The organism is Altererythrobacter sp. (assembly GCF_050299635.1).
Taxonomy (GTDB): Bacteria; Pseudomonadota; Alphaproteobacteria; order Sphingomonadales; family Sphingomonadaceae; genus Erythrobacter.
Map to the genome: position 1 here is coordinate 113,408 of NZ_JBNKWF010000006.1, position 22,447 is coordinate 135,854.

General features: G+C 58.3%; 14 protein-coding genes. 8 read left to right on the forward strand and 6 right to left on the reverse strand.

Features of this window, described 5'->3' with window-relative positions; genetic code table 11:
- The first annotated feature begins 2 nt into the window (after positions 1–2).
- Together ACQY6C_RS04730 and ACQY6C_RS04735 are read left to right on the forward strand one after the other, a co-directional pair.
- Positions 3–1,748 carry a class I adenylate-forming enzyme family protein gene (locus ACQY6C_RS04730; RefSeq protein ID WP_427965455.1) on the forward strand — a complete coding sequence of 582 codons (1,746 nt, stop codon included), beginning with the start codon at positions 3–5 and terminating at the stop codon, positions 1,746–1,748.
- Between the two features lie 85 nt (positions 1,749–1,833).
- Positions 1,834–3,051: a TetR/AcrR family transcriptional regulator gene (locus ACQY6C_RS04735; protein WP_427965458.1), complete on the forward strand. Its 1,218-nt coding sequence runs from the start codon at positions 1,834–1,836 to the stop codon at positions 3,049–3,051.
- Here ACQY6C_RS04735 and ACQY6C_RS04740 read toward each other — a convergent pair.
- From ACQY6C_RS04740 to ACQY6C_RS04765, 6 genes are all read right to left on the reverse strand, one after another.
- Positions 3,046–4,362, reverse strand: coding sequence for an MFS transporter (locus ACQY6C_RS04740; RefSeq protein WP_427965461.1), 1,317 nt, complete (start codon positions 4,360–4,362; stop codon positions 3,046–3,048). The two genes, ACQY6C_RS04735 and ACQY6C_RS04740, sit on opposite strands and share 6 nt — an antisense overlap.
- Positions 4,363–4,366: 4 nt before the next feature.
- On the reverse strand, positions 4,367–5,437 hold the full coding sequence (locus ACQY6C_RS04745) for an acyl-CoA dehydrogenase family protein (protein ID WP_427965464.1): 1,071 nt from the start codon (positions 5,435–5,437) through the stop codon (positions 4,367–4,369).
- A gap of 14 nt (positions 5,438–5,451) precedes the next feature.
- On the reverse strand, positions 5,452–6,663 hold the full coding sequence (locus ACQY6C_RS04750) for an acyl-CoA dehydrogenase family protein (protein ID WP_427965467.1): 1,212 nt from the start codon (positions 6,661–6,663) through the stop codon (positions 5,452–5,454).
- Positions 6,664–6,685: 22 nt separating this feature from the next.
- A complete protein-coding gene (locus ACQY6C_RS04755; RefSeq protein ID WP_427965470.1) occupies positions 6,686–8,197 on the reverse strand; it encodes an MFS transporter in 1,512 nt (503 codons plus the stop codon).
- Positions 8,194–9,489 carry an acyl-CoA dehydrogenase family protein gene (locus tag ACQY6C_RS04760; protein ID WP_427965473.1) on the reverse strand — a complete coding sequence of 432 codons (1,296 nt, stop codon included), beginning with the start codon at positions 9,487–9,489 and terminating at the stop codon, positions 8,194–8,196. Before ACQY6C_RS04760 ends, ACQY6C_RS04755 begins: the two co-directional genes overlap by 4 nt.
- A gap of 188 nt (positions 9,490–9,677) precedes the next feature.
- Positions 9,678–10,610, reverse strand: coding sequence for a LysR family transcriptional regulator (locus ACQY6C_RS04765; protein WP_427965476.1), 933 nt, complete (start codon positions 10,608–10,610; stop codon positions 9,678–9,680).
- Between the two features lie 132 nt (positions 10,611–10,742).
- Here ACQY6C_RS04765 and ACQY6C_RS04770 point away from each other — a divergent pair, with 132 nt between their 5' ends.
- The 6 genes from ACQY6C_RS04770 to ACQY6C_RS04795 all read left to right on the forward strand — a co-directional run bounded on the left by ACQY6C_RS04770 (position 10,743) and on the right by ACQY6C_RS04795 (position 22,436).
- The gene (locus ACQY6C_RS04770; RefSeq protein WP_427965479.1) at positions 10,743–13,265 is read left to right on the forward strand and encodes a TonB-dependent receptor; all 2,523 of its coding nucleotides are present in this window, start codon (positions 10,743–10,745) and stop codon (positions 13,263–13,265) included.
- Positions 13,266–13,335: 70 nt separating this feature from the next.
- Positions 13,336–15,237 (forward strand): CocE/NonD family hydrolase, encoded by a 1,902-nt coding sequence (locus ACQY6C_RS04775; RefSeq protein WP_427965482.1) that lies wholly within the window; start codon positions 13,336–13,338, stop codon positions 15,235–15,237.
- Positions 15,238–15,284: 47 nt separating this feature from the next.
- Positions 15,285–16,874 carry an acyl-CoA synthetase gene (locus tag ACQY6C_RS04780; RefSeq protein ID WP_427965485.1) on the forward strand — a complete coding sequence of 530 codons (1,590 nt, stop codon included), beginning with the start codon at positions 15,285–15,287 and terminating at the stop codon, positions 16,872–16,874.
- A 59-nt stretch (positions 16,875–16,933) separates the two neighbouring features.
- On the forward strand, positions 16,934–18,166 hold the full coding sequence (locus ACQY6C_RS04785) for an acyl-CoA dehydrogenase family protein (RefSeq protein WP_427965488.1): 1,233 nt from the start codon (positions 16,934–16,936) through the stop codon (positions 18,164–18,166).
- Positions 18,163–19,197, forward strand: a complete 1,035-nt coding sequence (locus tag ACQY6C_RS04790) for a phosphotransferase family protein (RefSeq protein ID WP_427965490.1) — start codon at positions 18,163–18,165, stop codon at positions 19,195–19,197. Before ACQY6C_RS04785 ends, ACQY6C_RS04790 begins: the two co-directional genes overlap by 4 nt.
- Entirely contained in the window at positions 19,191–22,436 is a 3,246-nt protein-coding gene (locus ACQY6C_RS04795) for a carboxyl transferase domain-containing protein (protein WP_427965493.1), read from the forward strand. Before ACQY6C_RS04790 ends, ACQY6C_RS04795 begins: the two co-directional genes overlap by 7 nt.
- The last annotated feature ends 11 nt before the right edge of the window (positions 22,437–22,447 follow it).

The following is a 22,447-nucleotide window of genomic DNA, read 5'->3' on the forward strand; positions in this document are numbered from 1 at the left end:
TCATGGCATCGCAGAAAATGGACATCGCTTCCGCAATCGGTTGGGTCCCGCCCGAAGGCTGGCCTGCGATCAGCCGCGATGAGTGCAAGGCGCGTCTCACGGCTCCGGGTCAAAGATTCGAGATGGAGACGATCGATATCCGCGGCGTGCAAACCCGTGTGTGGAAGAATGCCCCGCCGAACTTGCGCGCGATTGCATTGCTCGCCCGTATGTATGGCGAACGTGAGTTCGTGATCTATCATGACGAACGCGTGACCTATGACGCTTGGTTTCGTGCTGTCGCGGCGTTGGCCCATGAGTTCCAGAAGTGCGGCATAAAGAAGGGCGATCGCGTCGCTTTGGCCATGCGCAATCTCCCGGAATGGCCAGTGGTGTTCTTCGCAGCAGTAACGATCGGTGCCATTTGCGTACCCCTCAACGCCTGGTGGACCAGTGCCGAGCTCGCCTATGGACTCAAGGACTCGGGGACGAAGCTCCTTGTTTGCGATGACGAACGTTGGGAGAGGATTGCTCCACTCCGTGATGAATGCCCGGACCTCGAGACCGTTTTCGTATCGCGGAGGGCTGAGGATGGCGACGGAACGGTATCGCTCGAAACCCTGATCGGTACGCCGAAGGACTACGCATCACTTCCTGAAAACGGGTTGCCGGAAGTGGAGATTGGGCCGGAAGACGATGCCACGATCTTCTACACCAGCGGCACAACCGGGAAACCCAAGGGGGCCCTGGGTACGCATCGCAATCTGTGCACCAATATACTCTCAAGCGGCTACAATGCAGCCTGTGCCGTGCTGCGGCGCGGCGAGCAGATACCCGACCCGGTGAAGAAGACGGGCCTGACGGTCATTCCGCTGTTTCACGTGACCGCTTGTTCGGCAGGCCTGATGGGGAATGTTGCGGCGGGTAACACCATAATTTTCATGCACAAATGGGATCCCGTCGAAGCATTCAAGATTATCGAGCGGGAAAAGGTCAACGCAACCGGAGGCGTGCCAACCATCGCCTGGCAGTTAATCGAGCATCCCGAACGAAAGAACTACGATCTGTCGAGCCTCGAGGCGATTGGGTATGGCGGCGCTCCTTCTGCACCTGAGCTTGTGCGCAAGATACGGGAGGTCTTCGGCGCGCTTCCAGGCAATGGTTGGGGAATGACCGAGACAATGGCCACCGTAACCGGCCATTCATCGGAGGATTACCTGAATCGACCCGATAGCTGTGGGCCGCCTGTCGCCGTAGCCGATCTGAAGATCATGAGTGAAGACGGAACCAGGGAAATGCCGACCGGTGAGATCGGCGAACTGTGGGCGAAAGGTCCGATGGTCGTCAAAGGCTATTGGAACAATCCGGAGGCAACTGCCGAGACCTTTATCGACGGTTGGGTCAAGACCGGAGATCTTGCGCGTTTGGACGAAGAGGGATTCTGCTACATCGCTGATCGGGCCAAGGACATGGTCATTCGCGGTGGAGAGAACATCTACTCGTCGGAAGTCGAGAATGTCCTCTACGATCATCCTGCGGTCATGGACGCGGCCTTGATCGGGTTGCCACACAAACAGCTTGGCGAGGTACCGGCAGCCGTGGTCCATCTGACACCTGGCGAGACCGCGACGGAAGCGGAATTGCAGGCTTGGGTCGGCGCGCGGCTGGCCAGGTTCAAGATTCCCGAGCGAATTGTGTTCAGCGCCGATGTTTTGCCGCGCAACGCCAACGGAAAAATATTGAAGAAGGATCTGGCGCAATTGTTCTGAGGATGGATCAGCAAGTGCAGTAGCGCGAGTTAAGAGACTGATGTAACGATCCGGGAAGTGGGGAACCGTGGTCAGCAAGAACATTGTGACAAAGAAGTTCGGTGAGAAACGTTCGGCAATTGTCCATGCGGCGTCGGTCCTCATTAATGAGGTCGGGCTACAGGCGACGACTCTCTCCGATGTAGCGCGCGCCATCGGGCTGAATGCCACAAGCATAACCTACTACTTTCCCCGCAAGGACTTGCTGGCAGTCGCCGTCTATGAGGAAACGCTGGGATTGATGGAGGCAATGGCGAAGGAAGCCCTTGCCGAACCCGATCCTGAATCCCGTTTACGCAAGTATATTGCGCTGCACGTCGATCTGCGCACGCGCATAAGGAGAGGGGAACGCGGTTTGATCACCGCGTTGTCCGAAATCCGTACGCTGGATCGGGAAGTCCAGGCGCCGCTCCTGGATCGCTACAGCAATGTCGTTGAGCACGTTCGCCAGTTCTTCGGGACGGGCGAAACGCCGGGCGCGCGGGCAATTCTGACCGTGCGCGCTCATGTCCTGCTCGAAGCGATGATGTGGTGGCCGGTCTGGTCGCTGCGTTATTCCTCGCTGGATTTTCCGCGGGTCGAGGAGCGGCTGTTCGATATCCTCGCCAACGGAATACCTGCGCAGCAAGGAGACTGGCACCCACATCCCTTTGAAGCCGGTGACTGGCGAACGGTTGAAGGAGAGGTTCCGTCCCAGAACGAAGAATTCCTGCGGGCCGCCACAGTTCTCATCAACCAGCTGGGCTACCGGGGGGCCTCGGTCAACCGGATTGCAGAAGAGCTGAACGTGACCAAGGGAAGCTTCTACCACCATCATGACGCCAAGGACGAGCTGGTCCTGGCTTGTTTCCAGCGGAGTTATGATCGGCTTTCGGCTGTCCAGATGGCCGGGCTGAGGATGGATGCAAACTACTGGGCGAAGTTCTGCAGCGTTTTTGCAGAGCTGCTCGACCTGCAATTCCATGACCCAATGCCGCTATTGCGAACGACTGCGCTGCAGGCGCTCGCAAGCGAGCAGAAGGTTGACGTGGTCACGCGGTCCAACCGACTCGCTCGACGTTTTGCAGGGATGCTGATTGACGGAATCGCTGACGGTTCGGTGCGTCCAGTCGATCCGCTTGTCGCCAGCCAGGTCATCATGTCGACGCTCAATGCGGCGTACGAAGCGCGCAAGTGGGCGGGGCGCTTCGAAGATAGGGATGCAGCAATCGCAACCTATGCCTCCAGCCTGACAAGAGGGCTGCTGGCAGAAATCGATTTATAGGGGCGTTCGCTGACGCTTGCGTGGTTCTTCAACTCGCAGGACCAATATGCCGAGCGCGAGGCAGACTGCGGCGAGTACGATTGCAAACAGCGGAGCGAAGCCGAAAGTTGCGACCATGAGGCCGGCGAAGATCGGGCCCGTAGCCGCAATCGCTCCTTCGACTGTCGTTACAAGTCCGAGCCGCATGGGCGTATCTTCGAGATTTCCGAATTCGAGCACCATTGTCGCAGATGCCAGCATCCAGCCGGAACCGCCAAACCCCAGCAATATGAAGGCGGTGTAGATCGGAATCTCGCTGCCGCCGAAGATTAGGAACAATATTCCAGCGACTGTGCACAGCAGGGCGCCAGTATAGACCAGCTTGAACCCGTAGCGGTCGCCCAGCGGCCCCCAGAATACATTGGACACGGTGTCGGACCCGAGAAAGACGAAGCTGAGCCCCCCGATCAACGCGCCATCGAGCCCCAAGAGTTGTCCCGCGTAGACAGTCCAGAATGGAGCCCCCACGCGGGCCCCTGTCGAAAAGCTCTGCACCCAAAGGAATGCGGCAAAATCGCGGTCTGAGAGCAGTTCGGGAAACTGCCGAACGCGATCGATCAACCGCATTTCCGGACGGGAGATCGGCGCAGGCGGCTCGCGAATCATGGTCTTCAGGACGACCAGGCCGGCACTTGTCAGTACAAATGCAAACAGGAACGTCGTGGCGTAGCCATTGCCCAGCCATGAATCTGCAATGAAGTAGTTGCCCGCGAACCACGCCAGAACCGCCGCGATCAAACCACCGGCAAAGTTCCGATATCCCTGCAATCGGCCGCGCCTGCTGAGCGGAATGAGCTTGCTCATTAGCATCTGAAAGGCGACGCGCTGTGCACCGGTGAAGAAGCCCAGCAGCAGAAAACAGGCGAAGGTCGCCACCAGCAACAGGTTCCCGGTCAGAAACCAGGCCGACAGGGCAAGGGCGAGGATCATCATTCTCATCAGCGATCCGACCCGGATCGCATAGGGGAGGATATGGCTGCGATGTTCGATCCTCGAGCCGCTTGCGATGGGACTGATTGTCGCACCAAGCTGAAGCAAGGCCGTTCCCAGTCCGACGGCTGCCGTGCTGCCCGTCAAGAGAAGGAGGTAGGCTGGAATGATCGTTGGCGCATAGATCAGGCGAAAGCCTGTCATGCCAAGTACGCCGTGAATGAAATTGGCGCGGAAATTTCGCTTCAGGTTCTCTTCGACAAATTGCGCATGTCTGGCCAGGACGCGCTGTTGCGCGCCTGGCGAGATGTCTGTGCCCTCGGGATCCTCCAGTGGATCCAAGAGATTAGTAGCCGTTGATCTTTGCGAACCGGTCCTTGAGCAGGGAGGTCGATCCCCAGCTCGCTTCGAGCACACGGGACCGTTTGAGGTAGAGGCCGACGTCGTATTCGTCAGTCATACCGATTCCGCCATGAAGCTGGATGCCTTCGCGGCTCAACAGGTGCAGCACACGATTTGCTTCGGCTTTTGCCACCGCTGCTGCCCGCGGGACGCCGAAACCGCTGTCCAGTGCCTGCAGGCCGCCCTCGACTGCCGACCGCATCATGGCCAGGTCGCCAAAGAGGTCAGCCATGCGATGTTGAAGTGCCTGGAACGTCGCCAGTACCTGATTGAATTGAACGCGTTGCTTGAGATAGTCGAGCGTCATGTCGAATATCGCTTGAGCCATGCCGAGCATTTCACAAGCGGTCAGGATACGCGCACGGTCCAGCACTTCGTCCAACAAGGCTTCACCCCCGCTGGCCAGCTTCTCCGCAGCGGCAGATTCGAAGTTGACCTCGGCATGGCTGCGTTGATCGGCCAAGGCGCGGGTCGAAAGGGAGACGCCTTCACCCTTCTCGACGAGATACAGCCCATCTCTTGCCGCGACGACGAACAGGTCTGCCCCATGCGCCTCATGGACGAATGCCTTGGTACCGCTCAACTTGCCATCGCTCGCTTGGGTCGCCAGGTCGCCCCCCCCATGTTTGGCGGTTTCATCGATAGCGAGAGTGGCAATCGTCTCGCCGCTCACGATTCCCGGGAGCCACTTTGCCTTCTGCTCCTCGCTACCGCCAATTAGTATGGCCGAAGCTGCTATGGTCGTCGCAATGAGCGGGCTTGCAGTCAGGGTCTTGCCCAGTTCCTCGATCACAAGCCCAGCGGACAGCCAGCCAAAGTCGGACCCGCCGTATTCCTCGGGCACAATGACGCCGGTCCAGCCCATTTCGGCCATGGCTGCAAAAGCGGACCTGTCGAACGCCTCTGGATCGCCTTTGGCGCGGACCTTGCGAAACTCACTTACCGGACTCTCGTTGGTCGTCCAGTTGCGCGCCATGTCGCGCAGCATTTCCTGCTCTTCATTGAGAACTGCCATGATCCCGCGCCCCCTTACTGATGGTCCAACATGCCAAGCACGCGCTTGGCGATGATATTGTTCTGAATTTCCGTCGACCCGCCATAGATCGTCGTTGCCTTGCCAAAGAGCCATGCCCGCACGCCGGCGAGCTCAGTGGCGGAGAAGCCTTCGCCCTCCCAGCCGAGACCTTGCAAGCCCATGATCTCGATCGTCAATTCGGCTCGCTCCTGGCCGAGCTTTGTGCCGAGTTTTTTCAATACCGAACTGATCTCGGAAACGCCTCCCTGGGCCTTGCTCTCCTCAGTCGCACGACGGGCGGTGAGCAGGAACGCGCTCCAGCGAATCTCGAAATCTGCAATCCGGTCGCGCAGGACCTTGTCCGCAATTTCGCCATCCGAATCTGTTTCCTGATACTTCTTCGCGATGTCGGCCAGGCTCGTGCCCATCATTCGGGCCATGCTTCCGCCGCCGGACAGATTTGTTCGCTCGTGCTGGAGCAGACGTTTTCCGATCGTCCAACCTTGACCTTCCTCGCCAACGAGATTCTCTTTCGGGACTTTCACATCGGTGAAGAAGGTTTCGCAAAATGGGCTCATGCCGCTGATCATCTGGATCGGGCGAACTTCGACCCCCGGCGAGTCCATATCGATCAGCAAGAAACTGATGCCCTTGTGCTTGTCGCTCCTGTCGGTGCGCACAAGGCAGAAGCACTTGTCAGCCCATTGTCCGCCGCTGGTCCAGGTCTTCTGGCCGTTGACGAGGTAGTGGTCTCCCTTGTCTTCCGCGATTGTCTGAAGGTTCGCCAGGTCGGAACCCGCGTTCGGTTCGCTATAGCCCTGGCACCATCGAATCTCGCCTCGGCAGATCGGTGGGATGTGTTGCTGCTTCTGTTCCTCGCTCCCGTATTCGAGAAGCGTTGGACCGAACATCATGACGCCCATTCCGCCAATGGGATTGTAGGCCCCGGCTTTGGCAAATTCTTCATTGAGGATTGCGGCTTCACGTCGGTTCAAACCACCGCCGCCATATTCCTTTGGCCATGTCGGAGTGCCCCAGCCGCGCGATCCGACCGCTTCACGCCAGGCCTTTTCCGCAAGGCCCTCCTTGCTTGGGCCCTCTACGCCGGCGAGGGCATTGCCCTTTCCCTTGAGTTCCGGCGAAAAATTGTCGGCCAGGAACTGGCGGACTTCTTCGCGAAATGCCCCTTCGTCTCCATGCCCCTCGGTGGCGATCTTCGTGGCCATCAATCTCTCCTCAAATGCAATTTTAGCGGGCTGGAGCGCCGAACCCGCCGTCGCGAATTGTTTGCTCACGTGCTTCGGCTTCGGTCGCTCTCAATCGAGCTACATTCTCACGATGCCGGGCCTCGGTAATAGGATAAAAGAGCAGGAACAGGCACCCAATGCTCCATAGCCCTACAGAAACCGGAATATAGTGGATCAGCAAGCTGCGCTCCATTGCAGGCGTTACCAGCGCAGGATCGATCTTTTCCGGGAAACCTGATGCGGTGAGAACGAGCCCTGCGACAAATATGCCCAGCCCGGCCGAGCATTGCTGCATGAAGCTCGATGCGGAAAAGAAGACGCCAGCGCTATGCTTGCCCGAGTTGACTGCGTGATCCTCCACGACGTCTGCAAGCATCGAGCTGGTGTTGATGAGCGAGGTCGCAATCATGGAGCCGTACAAGGCCCCGATGGTGAAAAGCGTTGGCAGCAACAGGGGATGGCCTGGCGGAAAGAACACTCCAAGGAGCGTGAGGACCAGCGGGCTGATTCCCAGGCAGATACCAAAGAACGCCATCGCCATCGAAGTCTTGCGTTTGCCCAGCCAACGCGAAAACACCGGCGCCAATGGCGCTGCGATCGTTGCGGCAACAAGCGAGTCAAATGTGAGTAGAGCAAGCTGACCGGCGGAAAGCTTGAAGACATAGGTCCCGAAATAGAGTGTCGTCGCGCTATAGAGCCCTATCGCAGTGTATTTGAACACTCCGAACGCGAAGATCGCCAGAAAGGCGCGGTGCCGGAATGCAGAGAACATTTCTTTCAAATGGCCCGCAATGCCCAGCGGTACGTCCGGGATCACGGCCTGGCGCATGTCAGCTATGCGGTTTTTCGTCCCAAATCCGCAAACCAGAATTGCCAGCAAGATGAGGATTCCGCCCGCAAAGGCGAACTTCTCGTATCCTGCCGGATTGAGCTGACCGACCGGGTGGTCACTGGTGGCGACAAAAAACACCGCCAGGCTGAATGCGGTGAAGCCAAACGTGCCAGCGTAGCCGAACCAGTATCTTAGCGAGAACAGTTTGGTGCGTTCGGCGTAGTCGGAGGTAAGCTCAGGGTTCATTGCCGAGCTCGGAATCTCGAACGCGCTGATCGACATTCGCGTGAGTGCGGCAAGCGCGAATATCCAGAAGCCCATCTGGATGTCGGTAAGGCCCTGGGGCGGGAACCATGCAAGGACAAAGAATGTCGCTGTGGGCAGGGCCGAGCCAAAGATGAAGGGATGCCGTCGCCCCAGGCGTGAACGCGTCATGTCGGACCATCGCCCGATGAACGGATCCGCGACGGCATCGACAAGCAGCGTCAGTGCGATCGCAGTCGAGACAATCGCGGCCGGTACGCCGATCACCTGATTGTAATACAGGAGCAAATAGGTGGTGAAGGCGGCATTCTTGACGCCGATCGACACCGCTCCAAAGCCATAGGCCAGACGATTTGTCCGCGTCATCCGGTTCTCGTTCTGGACCGTATCGATGGCCAACTCTCCAACCGCGTTCATTTCGCGCCCTCGGCGTATGCCTCTGTCAGATCGTACATGGCACGCGCCTTCTTCCGGCGTTCGATCAATGAATAGTCTGGAAAGATGGGATCCTCGACATTGCGATAGGCGCGCAGATGCTGCTTCGCGACTGTGACCTTGTGAACCTCGGTCGGTCCATCGGCGATGCCCATAACCATGGAACCGATGAGGTTGCCAACGAAAGGCATCTCATTCGATACGCCCAGCGATCCGTGGATGTGGATGCACCGTGCTGCAATGTCATGATAGACTTTGGGCATCAGCGCCTTGATGGCTGCAATGTCCTTGCGGACCTTCAGGTAGTCCTGATGCTTGTCGATCATCCATGCCGTCTTGAGAACGAACAGCTTGAACTGCTCAAGTTCGATGTAACTGTCGGCAATCTGCGTCTGCACAGTCTGAAAATCGGCTATCGTGCCCGTGCGCGTCTTGCGGCTGACCGCTCGCCGGCTCATGGCATCGAGCAGGCGCCTGCAATTCCCTACAGTCCGCATGGCATGGTGAACGCGTCCGCCACCCAGCCGTGTTTGTGAGATGGCGAACGCGCCGCCCTGTTTTCCGAGAAGGTGATCGGCCGGAACCCTGACATCGGTGTAACGGACATAGCTCTCCGACCCGTGCTCCTGGCCATATACGCCGACATTGCGAACGATCTCTACACCGGGAGTGTCGACCGGCACGATGAACATGCTCATGCGTTCATGCCGTGGCGCATCCGGATCGGTCACAGCCATCACGATCAGGAAATCGGCCCACTTGCCATTCGTCGAGAACCATTTCTCGCCATTGATCTTCCAATGATTGCCGTCGAGTTTCGCGCTGGTCACGAAATTGGTCGGGTCCGAACCGCCTTGCGGCTCGGTCATCGAAAAGGCCGAGACGATCTCGTTGGCAAGCAGCGGCTCAAGATACCGCTCTTTCTGTTCCGGTGTGCCGTAATGCGCGATAATCTCCGCATTGCCAGTGTCGGGCGCCTGGCATCCAAACACAATAGGAGCGAAGGTGGCGCCGCCGAGAATTTCGTTCATGAGGCCCAGTTTCACCTGGCCGTAGCCTTGCCCCCCCAACTCGGGCCCAAGATGGCATGCCCAAAGTCCCCTGGCCTTAACCTCCTCTTGCAGAGGACGTACAAGTGCATTTCTCTGGGGATTCTTCACGTCGTATGGATGGATTTCCAGCATTCCAAGCGGCTCGACCTTCTCGCGGACAAACTCGTCCATCCAGTCGAGCTTTTCCTGAAACTCTGGGTCGGTTTCGAAATCCCAGGCCATCGTATCCCCTCCAGCGAGCCGCTCTGTTCGAGTCTGTGGGGATGAGCATACCGCATTTTTAGAATAGAGCAAGACGGCCGAATTGACGCGGTCCGTCCGGCGGCAGGCAAACGTGCAGGTCAGTAGTGTGAGGTCTGCCGGCTGGTGTGCGTGAGGGACGCTTTCACAGTCTGCAATGTCGATCTGGCTCAGTAGTAGAAGTTGGCCTTCATCTCGCCGTTGTCGAACTGCTCCTTGCAGACCTGGATAAACTCGTAGCGCTTGTCTCCAGCCTCCAACTTCTTGTCGCTGACGGTAATTGCGTAAAGGCTGGACAACGTCACCTGGTCAGTGAGCAAGGGATAGACTATCTCGTCGCCCAAGGGGGAGATTGTGTGAGATGGGCGCATGATACGCAAGGAAACGGCATCGCTTCGTCCGATCAATGCCTGCGCGCACATGCTGACATTACTGGCTGTCTGGACCACCGGTTCCGCGCCGATCGAGCGATACATATTGTAATAATAGTCGAAGGCCGGGCCGTCTTGCATCTGGACTTGCGGGTAGTTTGCCAGATCCTGCAGGGCCACAGGTTTGCCATTGTCCAGCGGATGCCCCTTTCGCATTAAAGCATAGACTTGCGGACGGCAAAGCAGCGTCGAAGCGTAATGTTTCGGCGGCTTTTCTCCGATCAAGAAAGTCAGCAGAACATCGACCTCGCCATTGTCGAGCGAGGCGAAGCGCGTATCCAGCCAGATTGTCTTGAGCGATATGTTGAGATCGGGATTGTCTCGTTTCACGATCGAAAACGCGTGAGGGGCCAAGGTCCAGGTCAATCCTTCCTGGCATCCAACGACCAAATCTCCGACCAGGCCACCGCTATGTCGGCCGAAGCGTGTTTCGAGATCCTCCATCTCGTGGATCAAGGATTTGGCGCGCCTGAGCAGCCGATTGCCATCGTTGGTCAACACTACGCCGGCAGCGGCTTTTCGCACAAACAATGCGGTGCCGAGCGAGTCCTCAAGGCAATCGACCGCATAGCTAATCGAGGATGGCGAAATACGAACTCTGGAGGCTGCTGCAAGAAAACTTCCGGTCTCCGCTGCCGCCACGAAATAGCGCAAATGATCAATCTTTAGCATCGCTTAGCCCCGATATTTGGGTAACCATCAAGATTTTTGGGTTTATAACTCAAAAGTTTGCGTTTGCACCAGCTTGTTGGGTTCGACACCCTTGCAATCAGAAAAATATCTGACGGATTCGGGGAGAGCGCCATGAACAAGGCATCAAATTTCACCAAGATTTCGACATCGATCCTGGCAATTGCTGCGGCGGGGGCCATGCCTTCCTTTGCAATGGCGCAGGACGCCGCAGATACGGTCAGTGCAGACGATGCGGACGCCAATGTCATCATCGTTACCGCGCAGAAGCGTAGTGAAAACGTGCAGGACGTTGGCATCTCGATCACTGCACTGGGAACCGATCAGCTCGATCAGCTTCGCATCAGGGATGCGGCCAGCCTCACAGAAAACGTTCCCAACATGAGCCTGGCGGATTCGGGTGACAGCGCGATCCCCATTTTCGTTATTCGCGGCGTCGGTCTGCAGGATTACAATACCAACAATACGCCAACCACTGCCTTGGTTGTCGATGACGTCTATCAGCCATTCGGGGTCTATGGTTCATTTGCCATGTTCGACATGGAACGGATCGAAGTCCTGAAGGGGCCTCAAGGCGGCCTCTACGGACGCAACTCGACCGGTGGCGCGATCAACCTGGTGACCCGTCGCCCGTCTTTCGATTCGCTTGAAGCCAATGCGGAATTCGAAGCTGGTTCATATGGCATGCTCAACTTTCGCGGCGGCGTGAGCGTGCCGCTTGGTGAAATGGCTGCGTTCCGGTTCGCCGCGCAGCTGGAAAGCAGTAACGGCTATTACTTCAACACGCTCCTTGACCGGCATCAGGGCGGCAAAAACAAGCTTCAGATGCGCGGCACGCTGGAACTGCGTCCGACTGACAATCTGACTGCGGTTGTCAGATACACGCATGGTGAAGATAGATCCGAAGTGGGTATTCCCGAACTGGAAGGCTATCTCGACCCCAATGTCTTCTGGGAGGGGCCCCTGTTCCCCTTCTCCCCGTCGATGAACATTCCGTACAATGCTGACGGGACGCCAGCATTCTGTCCGTCAGTCCTGGCGACGGGTATTCCGGACAGCACCTGTATCACCACCACCAGAAAGACCCCGGACGGGATCTATCGCGGGGAAGAATCAAGCGTCAAAAAGTTCGACGACAACTTCGACTCGATTGGTCTGAACCTCGATCTCGATCTCGGTTTTGCCAATCTTCTTTCGATAACCAACTACACCAAGATGCGTTTCGCTCACCCGAATGGGTCGGGATCGCGCGGTCTTGGGCCGGGTCAGGATGAGGCGGCCTGGAGCGCGTTTGCCATCGCAATGGGGCGCGTAAACAATGGCAATCTCGATGATAACTACATCACCTACTACAATGACGACATCAAATCCTGGTCGCAGGAATTGCGCCTCGTATCCGGTGACAGTGGGCCGCTGAGCTGGATGGTTGGCGGTGTCTACGCCGATGACAAGATCAATTCGTTCCGTACGTGCGTATTCCCTTCGAGTCTGCTCTTCGACTGGGTCTATTTCCCGGGATGCGGCAATCTGTCATTCAAGCAGGATACGAAAGCCTGGTCGGTATATGGCCAGCTTGCCTACGAGATTACCGATCAACTGAAGTTTACTGCAGACCTTCGCTATACCGACGAAAAGAAGAAATACCGCGACGGCACCGTCTTGCTTAATGACGGCGCCTGGACATGTTTCCTCTTCGGGCTGGATCCTGCCGATACTGGACCTGGTGGTTGTGCTGCGCTGGCGGGATACAATCCCGAAACCGGTGAGATTCCCTTGGTTGAGGGAACCAACAACGACTACAGGAAGAAGGAGCCATCCTGGAAGGCGACGCTCGACTACAAGCCGCTCGACGATGTGCTGCTTTACGCAAGTGTCGGTCGTAGCTTCAAATCCGGCGGGTTCTTCGGTGGTTTCTTCTTCGACCCGGGTGAAATTGTCGCCTATGAGCCGGAAATCAACACTGCCTATGAAGTGGGTTTCAAATCGACCCTGGCAAGTGGCGATCTCCGCCTGAACGGTGCGGTGTTCCGCTATGACTACAAGAACTTCCAGGGAAATCTCAGTACTCCTGATCCGAATTCGACTGCAGTCTTCTCGGGCCTCACCAATCTGGGTGACGTGAGAACCTGGGGTGCCGAACTGGAGCTTGACTGGAAGCCGGTTCCTGGCCTCATTCTACGCACGGCGCTCGGCTACCTCGACACCGAAGTCACGAAGATTGCCGAAACTGGTCTGTCGGTAGAATCGGGTACGACCAATATCCTGGGCGAGATCGTGAGTACTGTGGGCAACCAGCTCAACCATGCGCCGCACTGGTCGAGCAACTCCATGGCGCGATACGAGTTCCCTGTCAGCAATTCGATCGATGCGGCGATGCAGGTCACGCTCAACTGGACGAGCGACTATTTCCTGTCGGTCAGCAATGAGCCGTACTCGCGTGAGAAGGGCGTTGCACTGCTCAATGCGAGGCTGGAACTGTTCCAGGCCGGAAGCAGCGGCTGGAAGGTTGCGCTTTGGGGTCAGAACCTGACCAAGAAAAAGTATCGCACCAGCACGCTCGATGACGGCATCAACAACAACTACTCGAACTGGAACGCACCGCGGACCATCGGGGTAGCGCTGTCATACGATTATTGAGTCCTTCGGGGGTCGCAACCCGAACTTGAAAACTGAAATCGTCGCTAAGCGGCGGGAGTGGAAACACGTCATGTCGATACGAACCAAGATTATCCAGACGATGTTCGCGCTTGGCATCGTGGTTGGTTTGACTGGATGCGTTTCCTCTCCGACACAGGTCGACGAGGTCCGGGCTGGTAGTGGGGGCATGGAGAGTGCTGCCAGCCCGGCATCGACCGAGGAAAAGATATCCCGCTTCGCAGAGTATAGTGGCTACTCGCCCAAGCTCTACGACGAATGGGTTTCAACCTCGCAATATATCACTACGCGTGACGGGACGCGGCTGGCGGTCGATATCAGCCGGCCTGCTGTCAACGGCGTGGCGGTGGATACACCCTATCCCGTAATCTGGACCTATTCGCGCTACCACCGTCGGGCGGATGGCGTGCGCTGGATCGACATGGGCGTCGAATATGACACTTCGTTCCTGCCCTATCTCGTCAAGCACGGCTACGTCGCTGCTGTCGTCAACGTTCGTGGCGGTGGTGCATCGTTCGGGCGTTATGAGGGTCTCTTCAGCGTCAAGGAGACGCAAGACGCCTATGACGTCATCGACTGGTTCTCCAAGCAGCCCTGGAGCAACGGCAATGTCGGCATGTACGGCCTCTCTTATATGGGGATCACGCAATATATGGCTGCGAGCACGGGGCATCCGGCGCTCAAGGCCATTGTACCTGAGAACGGCTATTACGACTTTTACGATGCGGCGAAGACGGGCGGCATCAACCGGTCGGACATGATTGAAACCTGGGGCAACGCTACTCACGACCTCGATCTGGTGGTGAAACCGTCCCCGGTCGACGACGATCCCGATGGCGTGCTCGCCGCGCAAGCCGTTGCTGAACACCAGGGCAATTTCGATCCGATCACGCCTCTTGGCCAATCGCCCTATCGCGATTCAACCTACAAGAGTTTCGACTGGTACAAGGACATGCCATCGGCCGTGATGGACAAGATCAACGCTGCTCACCCGGCGATCTATCACTGGGGCGGATGGTTCGATCCCTATACACCGGCGACCCTCACTTTTTACAAGAATTTCAAGGGGCCACAGAAGCTCGCTATCGGCCCATGGCCGCACGTTACGGCCAACGCCGAGGAAGCGAAGGACCGGCTGCGTGTTCTGGGTACGGAATCGCTGCGCTGGTACGATTACTGGCTCAAGGGGATCGACAACCACGTGATGGATGGCCCGCCGGTCCACCTTTCAATTATCGACCAGCCGCAGACTAGCTGGACCTGGAAGGCTTTCGACGATTTCCCATGGGACGCACCGCGCAGCCGTTACTACTTGACCACTGACAGCACCGCTGATCCCAAGCTGCCCCGTGACGAGCAATTGAGCCTGACCAAGCCGGAAGCTGCTGGCCGGATCGACTATCCTGTCGACCTCGAAACCACGACTGGCACAGCCACACGTTGGGACTCAAACGCTGGCGGGAAGGTCGATTACCCTGAAATGACCGCCAACGGCCGGCGCTCGATCACCTTTACTACCGCTCCGCTGGAGCAAGACATGACTGTGATTGGTGCGCCGATCATCAAGCTGATTGCTTCATCCAGCGCTCCGGACATGGATATCCATGTCCAGCTTGAGGAAGTCGATGCCGATGGCAATTCGCGCTACGTCACCGAAGGCATGCTTCGTGCTTCCTTGCGCAAGCTCGGCCAGGCGCCGTGGGACAATTTCGGATTGCCCTGGCATCCCTCGCGCAAGGAAGACGAGCAGATGCTGACTCCCGGAGAACCCGTGGAACTGGAATTCTTCCTCTATCCCACGGCCATTCTGATCAACAAGGGTCACCGTCTTCGCATCGTGGTGATGGGAGCGGACAAGGACAATACCGAACCGCCGCGCTTCCCCGATGCGATTATCGGCCTGCGCACAGGCGGGGAAACTCCATCGTACATCGATATTCCCATCCAGAAATGATCGACCAAGGACTTTAGAGGCCGAATGGAATGCTGAAGGTGGCAGACGTGAAGACACAAAGTACCTCCATGCCTGAAATGCCCGCAGCGCTAGAAGTTCTGGCGATCGACTGGGTGGAGCGGCATGCCCTGCAATCGCCAAATGCCCTTGCACAGTTCGATGTTGCAAGCGACAGGCGATTCACGTTCCGCGAGATGAACGACCGGGTCGGCCGGGTTGCGGCCAGCCTGAAGGCACTGGGTATCAAGCCCGGCGACAGAGTCGGCTACCTGCTGCAGAATTCGAGCGATATTCTCGAGATCATGTGTGGGTGCTGGCGGATCGGCGCCATCTGCCTGGCGCTCAACTTCCGGCTCATCCCTTCTGAGCTGGAATTCCTGATCGGCGACGCCGAGCCCAAGGCAGTGTTCTTCGATACTGATTTTGCTGCAACTGCCGACGAACTCATGGGCGTAACGGCAGTCGAACACTGGATCGAAACAGACGGTGTAGGCGGCGATACGCCTTATGAGCACATGCTTGCCGCGGCCGTGCCGATCCTGCGCAAGGAAATCGACCAGCCGCTGACCGATATATGCCTGCTGATGCATTCGTCAGGTACGACCGGCAGGCCGAAGGGTGTGATCATCACCCATCAGATGATGTTCTATTCCGCACTTAATGTCGGCCTGCGCGCCAGGATTACGAATCGTTGCGTGAATCTGGCGATGATGCCGCTGTTTCACATTGGAGCGATCAACGGCTTTACATTTCCGGCGCTCTACTTTGGCGCGGCCAATGTGATCCAGCGTGTATTCGATCCGGAAGTGACGCTGGACCTGTTCGATGATCGGCAAATCGGCATCACGCATTTCCTTGCCGTTCCCGCAGCCTTCAATGCGATGCGGGACCATCCCAAGTCCGCAACGACAGACTTCGGCACCATCCAGGTTGCAGTGTCAGGCGCTGAAACCGTGCCCGACACGCTGGTCGAGTGGTGGCTGGGCAGGGGTGTGTTCGTGCAGGAAGCCTATGGCATGACCGAAACGGCGGCAGGCATATCTATCCTCGAACGGGAAGACCTGCCCGAAAAGATAGGTTCCGCTGGCCGCGCACTAATGCATATTGAGGTGAAAGCCGTCCGCATGGATGGCACCAATATGGATGCCGACCCCGGCGAGCTGGGGGAACTATGGATGCGCGGCGCATCCGTCACGCCAGGCTATTGGAACCGACCCGATGCCAATGAAGAGTGTTTCGTCGATGGTTGGCTCCGCTCAGGTGACATCGGTTATCTCGATGCGGATGACTATATCTATATCGAGGACCGGCTGAAGGACATGTACATTTCTGGCGGTGAAAACGTCTACCCGGCTGAGATCGAGAACGTGCTCTATCAGATGGAGCAGATTGCCGAAGTGGCAGTGGTTGGCGTGCCCGACGAAAAATGGGGCGAGGTCGGCTGCGCTGCGGCCGTTCTTCAGAATGGCGCGCAGCTGAGCGCTTCCGATTTAGCGGAATACTGCGCAGGCAAGCTTGCCAGGTACAAGGTCCCGGCAAAACTGATCACACTCGACGAATTGCCACGCAATGGCGCGGGCAAGGTCTTGAAGCCGCAACTGCGTGCTCTCGTCAACGAAAGGCTCGCCGGGAACTAGTCGCTGCCGGAACGAGGTAGCCAGCCCGGCAAGAGCCGGTCGAACGAGCGAGATGCAGTATGGACTTTGAATATTCGCAAAAGGTCGAAGCCCTGCGCGACAAGCTGCAGGATTTCATGGATCGGCACATTCTGCCTCGGGAAGACAGCTTCCGCGAGCATATGGAGACGACCGACAGACTATGGGTCGCGCCGCCTTTCTTTGCCGATCTGAAATCCGCTGCGCGCGAGGCTGGGCTCTGGAACCTGTTTCTGCCCGATCCGGAGCATGGAGCCGGATTGACCAATCTCGAATATGCTCCGCTGGCCGAGATCATGGGACAGGTCTGGTGGTGTGCTGAAATCTTCAACTGCAACGCGCCCGATTCCGGCAATATGGAAACGCTCCATCTCTACGGAACGGAGGAGCAGAAGGCGCGCTGGCTAGCTCCCCTGCTTGAAGGAAATATCCGTTCGGCTTTCGCCATGACGGAGCCGGATGTCGCCTCTTCCGATGCCTCCAATATCGCCTGCACTATGCAACGCGACGATGACGAATATGTCATCAATGGCCGCAAGTGGTTCGCCACAGGCGGGATGCGCGACGAATGCGAGATCCTGATCGTGATGGGCAAGACCGATCCGGTCAATGCAGACCGACATCGCCAGCAATCGATGATCCTGGTTCCGCGCGACACGCCTGGCGTAACCTTCGTCCGCTCGCTCTCCACGTTGGGTTTCAACGATGCTCCGTTGGGTGAACCGGAAATCCTGTTCGATAATGTCCGTGTTCCGGCAGAAAACATCCTGCTTGGCGAGGGACGGGGATTTGAGATCGCGCAAGGGCGTCTTGGCCCTGGCAGGATTCACCATTGCATGCGACTGATCGGCGGCGCACAGCGGGCATTGGAGCTGATGCTCGACCGCGTTGAAAACCGCATGACCTTCGGCCGCACGCTCAGTCAGCATCAGTCCGTGCGTGAGGATATCGCCAAGTCTTTCTGCGAGATCGAGCAGGCGCGCCTGCTGACTCTCAAGGCGGCGGCCAAGATGGACAAATATGGCAACAAGGCCGCCAAGGACCTGATCGCGGCGATCAAGATCGTCGCGCCGACAATGGCGCAGACCGTGATTGATCGTGCGATCCAGATCCACGGTGCCAAGGGTCTGACGGAAGATCTGCCGCTGGCCGAGCTGTTCAACTATGCCCGCCAGTGCCGCTTGGCCGATGGGCCGGACCAGGTGCATATGATGGCGCTGGGGCGTCAGTTGGTGCGCGAATTCCACGCTGATGCCGAACGAACGGCCCGATGAGCATCTCCACTCTGCCAATCGATCAACTCGGGACATATCTCGAGAGCCGCGTGGTCGGATTCCACGGGCTCGCTTCCGCCGAGAAATTTCCCGGCGGACAGTCGAATCCCACGTTCCTGCTGAATGCTGATAGCGGTCGCTATGTCCTGCGACGCAAGCCGCCCGGCGATTTGCTGAAATCCGCCCATGCGGTGGATCGTGAGTTTCGCGTGCTCTCGGCGCTCAAACATACCGATGTGCCTGTCGCTTCGCCACTGGTGTTGTGTGAAGACGAAGACGTCATCGGATCGATGTTCTACGTCATGGATTATGTCGAAGGCCGGGTGTTCTGGGACCAGACCTTGCCGGGCCTTTCCAGGGACGAGCGGGTCGCCATTTTCGACGACCTTAACCGTGTGCTCGCGGCGATCCACAGTGTCGATGTCGAGGCGTCAGGGCTTGGTGATTTTGGCAAGCCAGGAAACTATTTCGAACGCCAGTATCACCGCTGGGAAAAGCAATATCGCCTGTCCGAGACGGAAACGATCCCGGCGATGGAAGAGCTGATTGCCTGGCTGGGGGTAAACATGGTGCCCGATGACGGGCGGGTCTCACTGATCCATGGCGATTACCGGCTGGACAATGTCCTGCTCGCGCCCGACGCACCTCGGGCGCTTGCGGTGATCGACTGGGAGCTTTCGACGCTCGGCCACCCGTTTGCAGACCTCGCCTATCAATGCATGCAATGGCGCATGCCGGCAGACGACGTGGCGCGCGGGTTTGGCGATGCCGATCGGGCCGCGCTGGGGCTGCCGGATGAGGAAGCCTATGTCGAAGCCTATTGCCGCCGCATGGGTTTGCCGGGCGTCGAGAACTGGACATTCTACCTGGCCTTTTCCTTCTTCCGCCTTGCAGCCATCGCTCAGGGCGTGATGAAACGGGCATTGATTGGTAATGCTTCCAGTGACAGGGCAAAGGCGATTGGGGCATTGGTCCATCCGCTTTCGTCCAAAGCGTGCGAGGTCATCGCGCAGGAAGGCGTGCCATGTTGAAGAAACTGCTCATTGCCAATCGCGGCGAAATCGCCATCCGCATTGCCCGCACGGCGGCGGATCTGGGTGTGGAAACGCTGGCGATCTATTCGCCCGACGATGCCCGTTCGCTTCACGTCCGGCATACGGATGAAGCGGTCGAGCTGGAGGGACGCGGCGTTGCTGCCTATCTCGATTTCGAACAGATCATCAAGATCGCGAAGCGCACCGGCTGCGACAGCATTCATCCAGGCTATGGCCTGCTGTCGGAACGCATGGATTTTGCCGCGGCTTGCGAAGAGAACGGCATTGTCTTTGTCGGTCCTCTGGCGAAGACGATCTCTCAGCAGGGCGACAAGGTCCTGGCCCGCGCTCTGGCCAAATCTGCCAATGTGCCGGTGACCGAAGGCGTGGACGGCATAGCTTCGGCGGATGACGTGCGCGCCTTCTTCCAGTCGCAGGGCGGCGCGCCCATTATGCTCAAGGCGGTGAATGGCGGCGGCGGACGCGGGATGCGCGTCGTGCGCAATGACGGCGAGATTGACGCCGCTTTCGACCAATGCCGGGCCGAAGCGCTGGGGGCGTTCGGCGAAGATGCGCTCTACGCAGAACGGTTCCTTCCTGCCGTGCGCCATATCGAAGTGCAGATCGTTGGCGACGGGAATGACGTGATCCACTTGTGGGAACGCGACTGTTCAGTTCAGCGCCGCAACCAGAAGATCATCGAACTGGCGCCCGCACCCAGGCTTGATTCCGATTTGCGCGCCAATTTGCTCCAATCCGCCGTTGCGATCGGTAAGGCGTGCAATTTCAGGGGGTTGGCGACAGTCGAGTTTCTGGTCGATTGCGAAGCCAGCGATGCGAACGCATATTTCTTCATGGAGACCAATCCGCGAATCCAGGTCGAACACACGGTTACAGAAGAGGTGCTGGGGCTCGACCTTGTTGCGATTCAGCTACGCGTAGCCTCAGGTGAAACGCTGGCCGACATCGGGCTGAGCCAGGATTCAGTGGGCGAGCCTTTGGGCTACGCCGTGCAGGCGCGGATCAATTCGGAAAGTATTGCAGCAGACGGTTCGGTCGTCCCGATGAGCGGCCAGCTCTCTGCATTCGAACCGGCCAGCGGGCCGGGCGTGCGCGTCGATAGCTATGGCTATCGCGGTTACACCACCAATCCCAATTTCGATTCCCTGCTCGCCAAGCTGATCGTCCATTCGCGCAGCGGCGATCTGGCAACGCTGATGGACCGCACGGTGCGCGCGCTGTCGGAGTTCCACATTGGCGGGCTGGAAACCAACATCCCCTTCCTCCAGGCACTGCTCGAACTTCCGCAATTGCGCGATTGGGACGTCACGGTCAGCGGAGTGGAAGCGAAACTCAAGGAAATCGTCGCAAGCGGGATTGAAACCGGCCGCACGCGCTATTTCGAGGATGCGTCTGCCGACGCGCAGGCCGCCCACGCAGTGGAAGAGGACTATCCCGAGGGTTCGACGCCGGTACTCGCGCCAATGCAGGCCGTGGTGGTTTCTCTGCAGCTGGAGGAGGGTGCAACCTTCCAGGCGGGCGATGTCCTGGCGGTGATCGAAGCGATGAAGATGCAGCAGGAAGTCCGGGCAGAAAGTGCCGGGACCGTGCTGCGCCTGCTCCGCGAGCCGGGCGATCTTGTCGGCGCGCATCAGGCGATCCTGCTTGTCGAAGAGGGCGAGAGTGACGGTTCTGACCGCAAGGCCGAAGAAGAGATAGATCTCGATCACATCCGCCCCGATCTCGCCAGATTGCAGGAACGGATCAATGCCACTCTGGACGTTACGCGGCCCGAAGCGGTCGAGCGACGCCGTTCGCGCGGGCAGCGCACCGCGCGCGAGAACGTCGCCGATCTCTGCGATCCGGGCAGCTTCGCCGAATATGGCCAGCTTGCCATTGCCGGACAGCGGCGCAAACGCGGTGTCGAGGCGCTGATCAAAGCCTCACCTGCGGACGGAATCATCACCGGCATCGGCACAGTCAACGGCGATATGCCTGGCTCGCGGAAATCCAGCGTGGCGGTGCTTGCCTATGATGCGACGGTGATGGCGGGCACTCAGGGCATTTTTGGCCACAAGAAGACCGATCGCATTCTGGAAATCGCATTGGAGCAAGACCTGCCGTTGGTGTTCTATACCGAAGGCGGCGGCGGGCGCCCCAATGATGACGATTTCGATGACATCATCCGCAGCGGTCTGAACATCAAGACTTTCAGCCTGCTGGCTCAAATCGACCAGCCTCGGATCGGGGTAAATGCAGGCTTCTGCTTTGCCGGGAATGCCGCCGTATTCGCGAGTTGCGACATCAAGATTGCTGCGAAGGACTCCTGGATCGGTCTGGGAGGTCCGGCAATGGTCGAAGCGGGCGGGCTTGGCGCATACAGCCCCAAGGAAATCGGCCCCTCCGAGGTTCAGGCAAAGACCGGCCTGCTCGATATCGTGGCCGAAGACGAAGAACAGGCGACTGCCCTTGCGCGGCAGGTGTTATCCTATTTCCAGGGGCCGACGGAAAGCTGGGAAGCGGCCGATCAGCGATTGCTGCGCCACGCCATCCCCGAAAACCGCAAGCGGGTCTATGACATTCACAAGGTGATCCACACGCTGGCGGACAGCGGATCTTTCCTGGAACTCAAGCCCGATTTCTGCGGCGGCATGATTACCGGGCTGGTGCGGATCGAAGGTCACCCGATGGGGCTGATCGCCAACAATCCAATGCATCTGGGCGGCGCGCTGGATGCGGGTGCCTCTGCCAAGGCGGCCAGTTTCATCACGCTTTGCGGCAAGCTCGATCTTCCGGTCATTTCGCTATGCGATACGCCCGGCTTCATGGTCGGGCCCGATAGCGAGAAGCAGGGCGGGGTGGGGGCCGCGGGTAGCCTGATCTCCGCTGGCTCGCGGCTCGAGACGCCGATTTTCTTCGTTACCTTGCGCAAGGGCTATGGCCTTGGCGCCATGGCCATGTCGGGCGGTGGCTTCACCAAGCCGGTCTTTGCGATCTCCTGGCCGACCGGCGAATTCGGCCCGATGGGCCTCGAAGGCGGGGTGGAACTTGGCTACAAGACCGAGCTCGATGCCACCGAAACACCGGCGGAGCGTCAGGAGCTATTCGATCGGTTGGTCGCGAAAGCCTATGAGGAAGGCGGCGCGATCAATGTCGCATCGCTGACCGAAATCGATGCCGTGATCGACCCCAAGGATACCCGCGAATGGATTGCCAGGGGCATCGCCGCCTGTTGATTGGCGTCCAC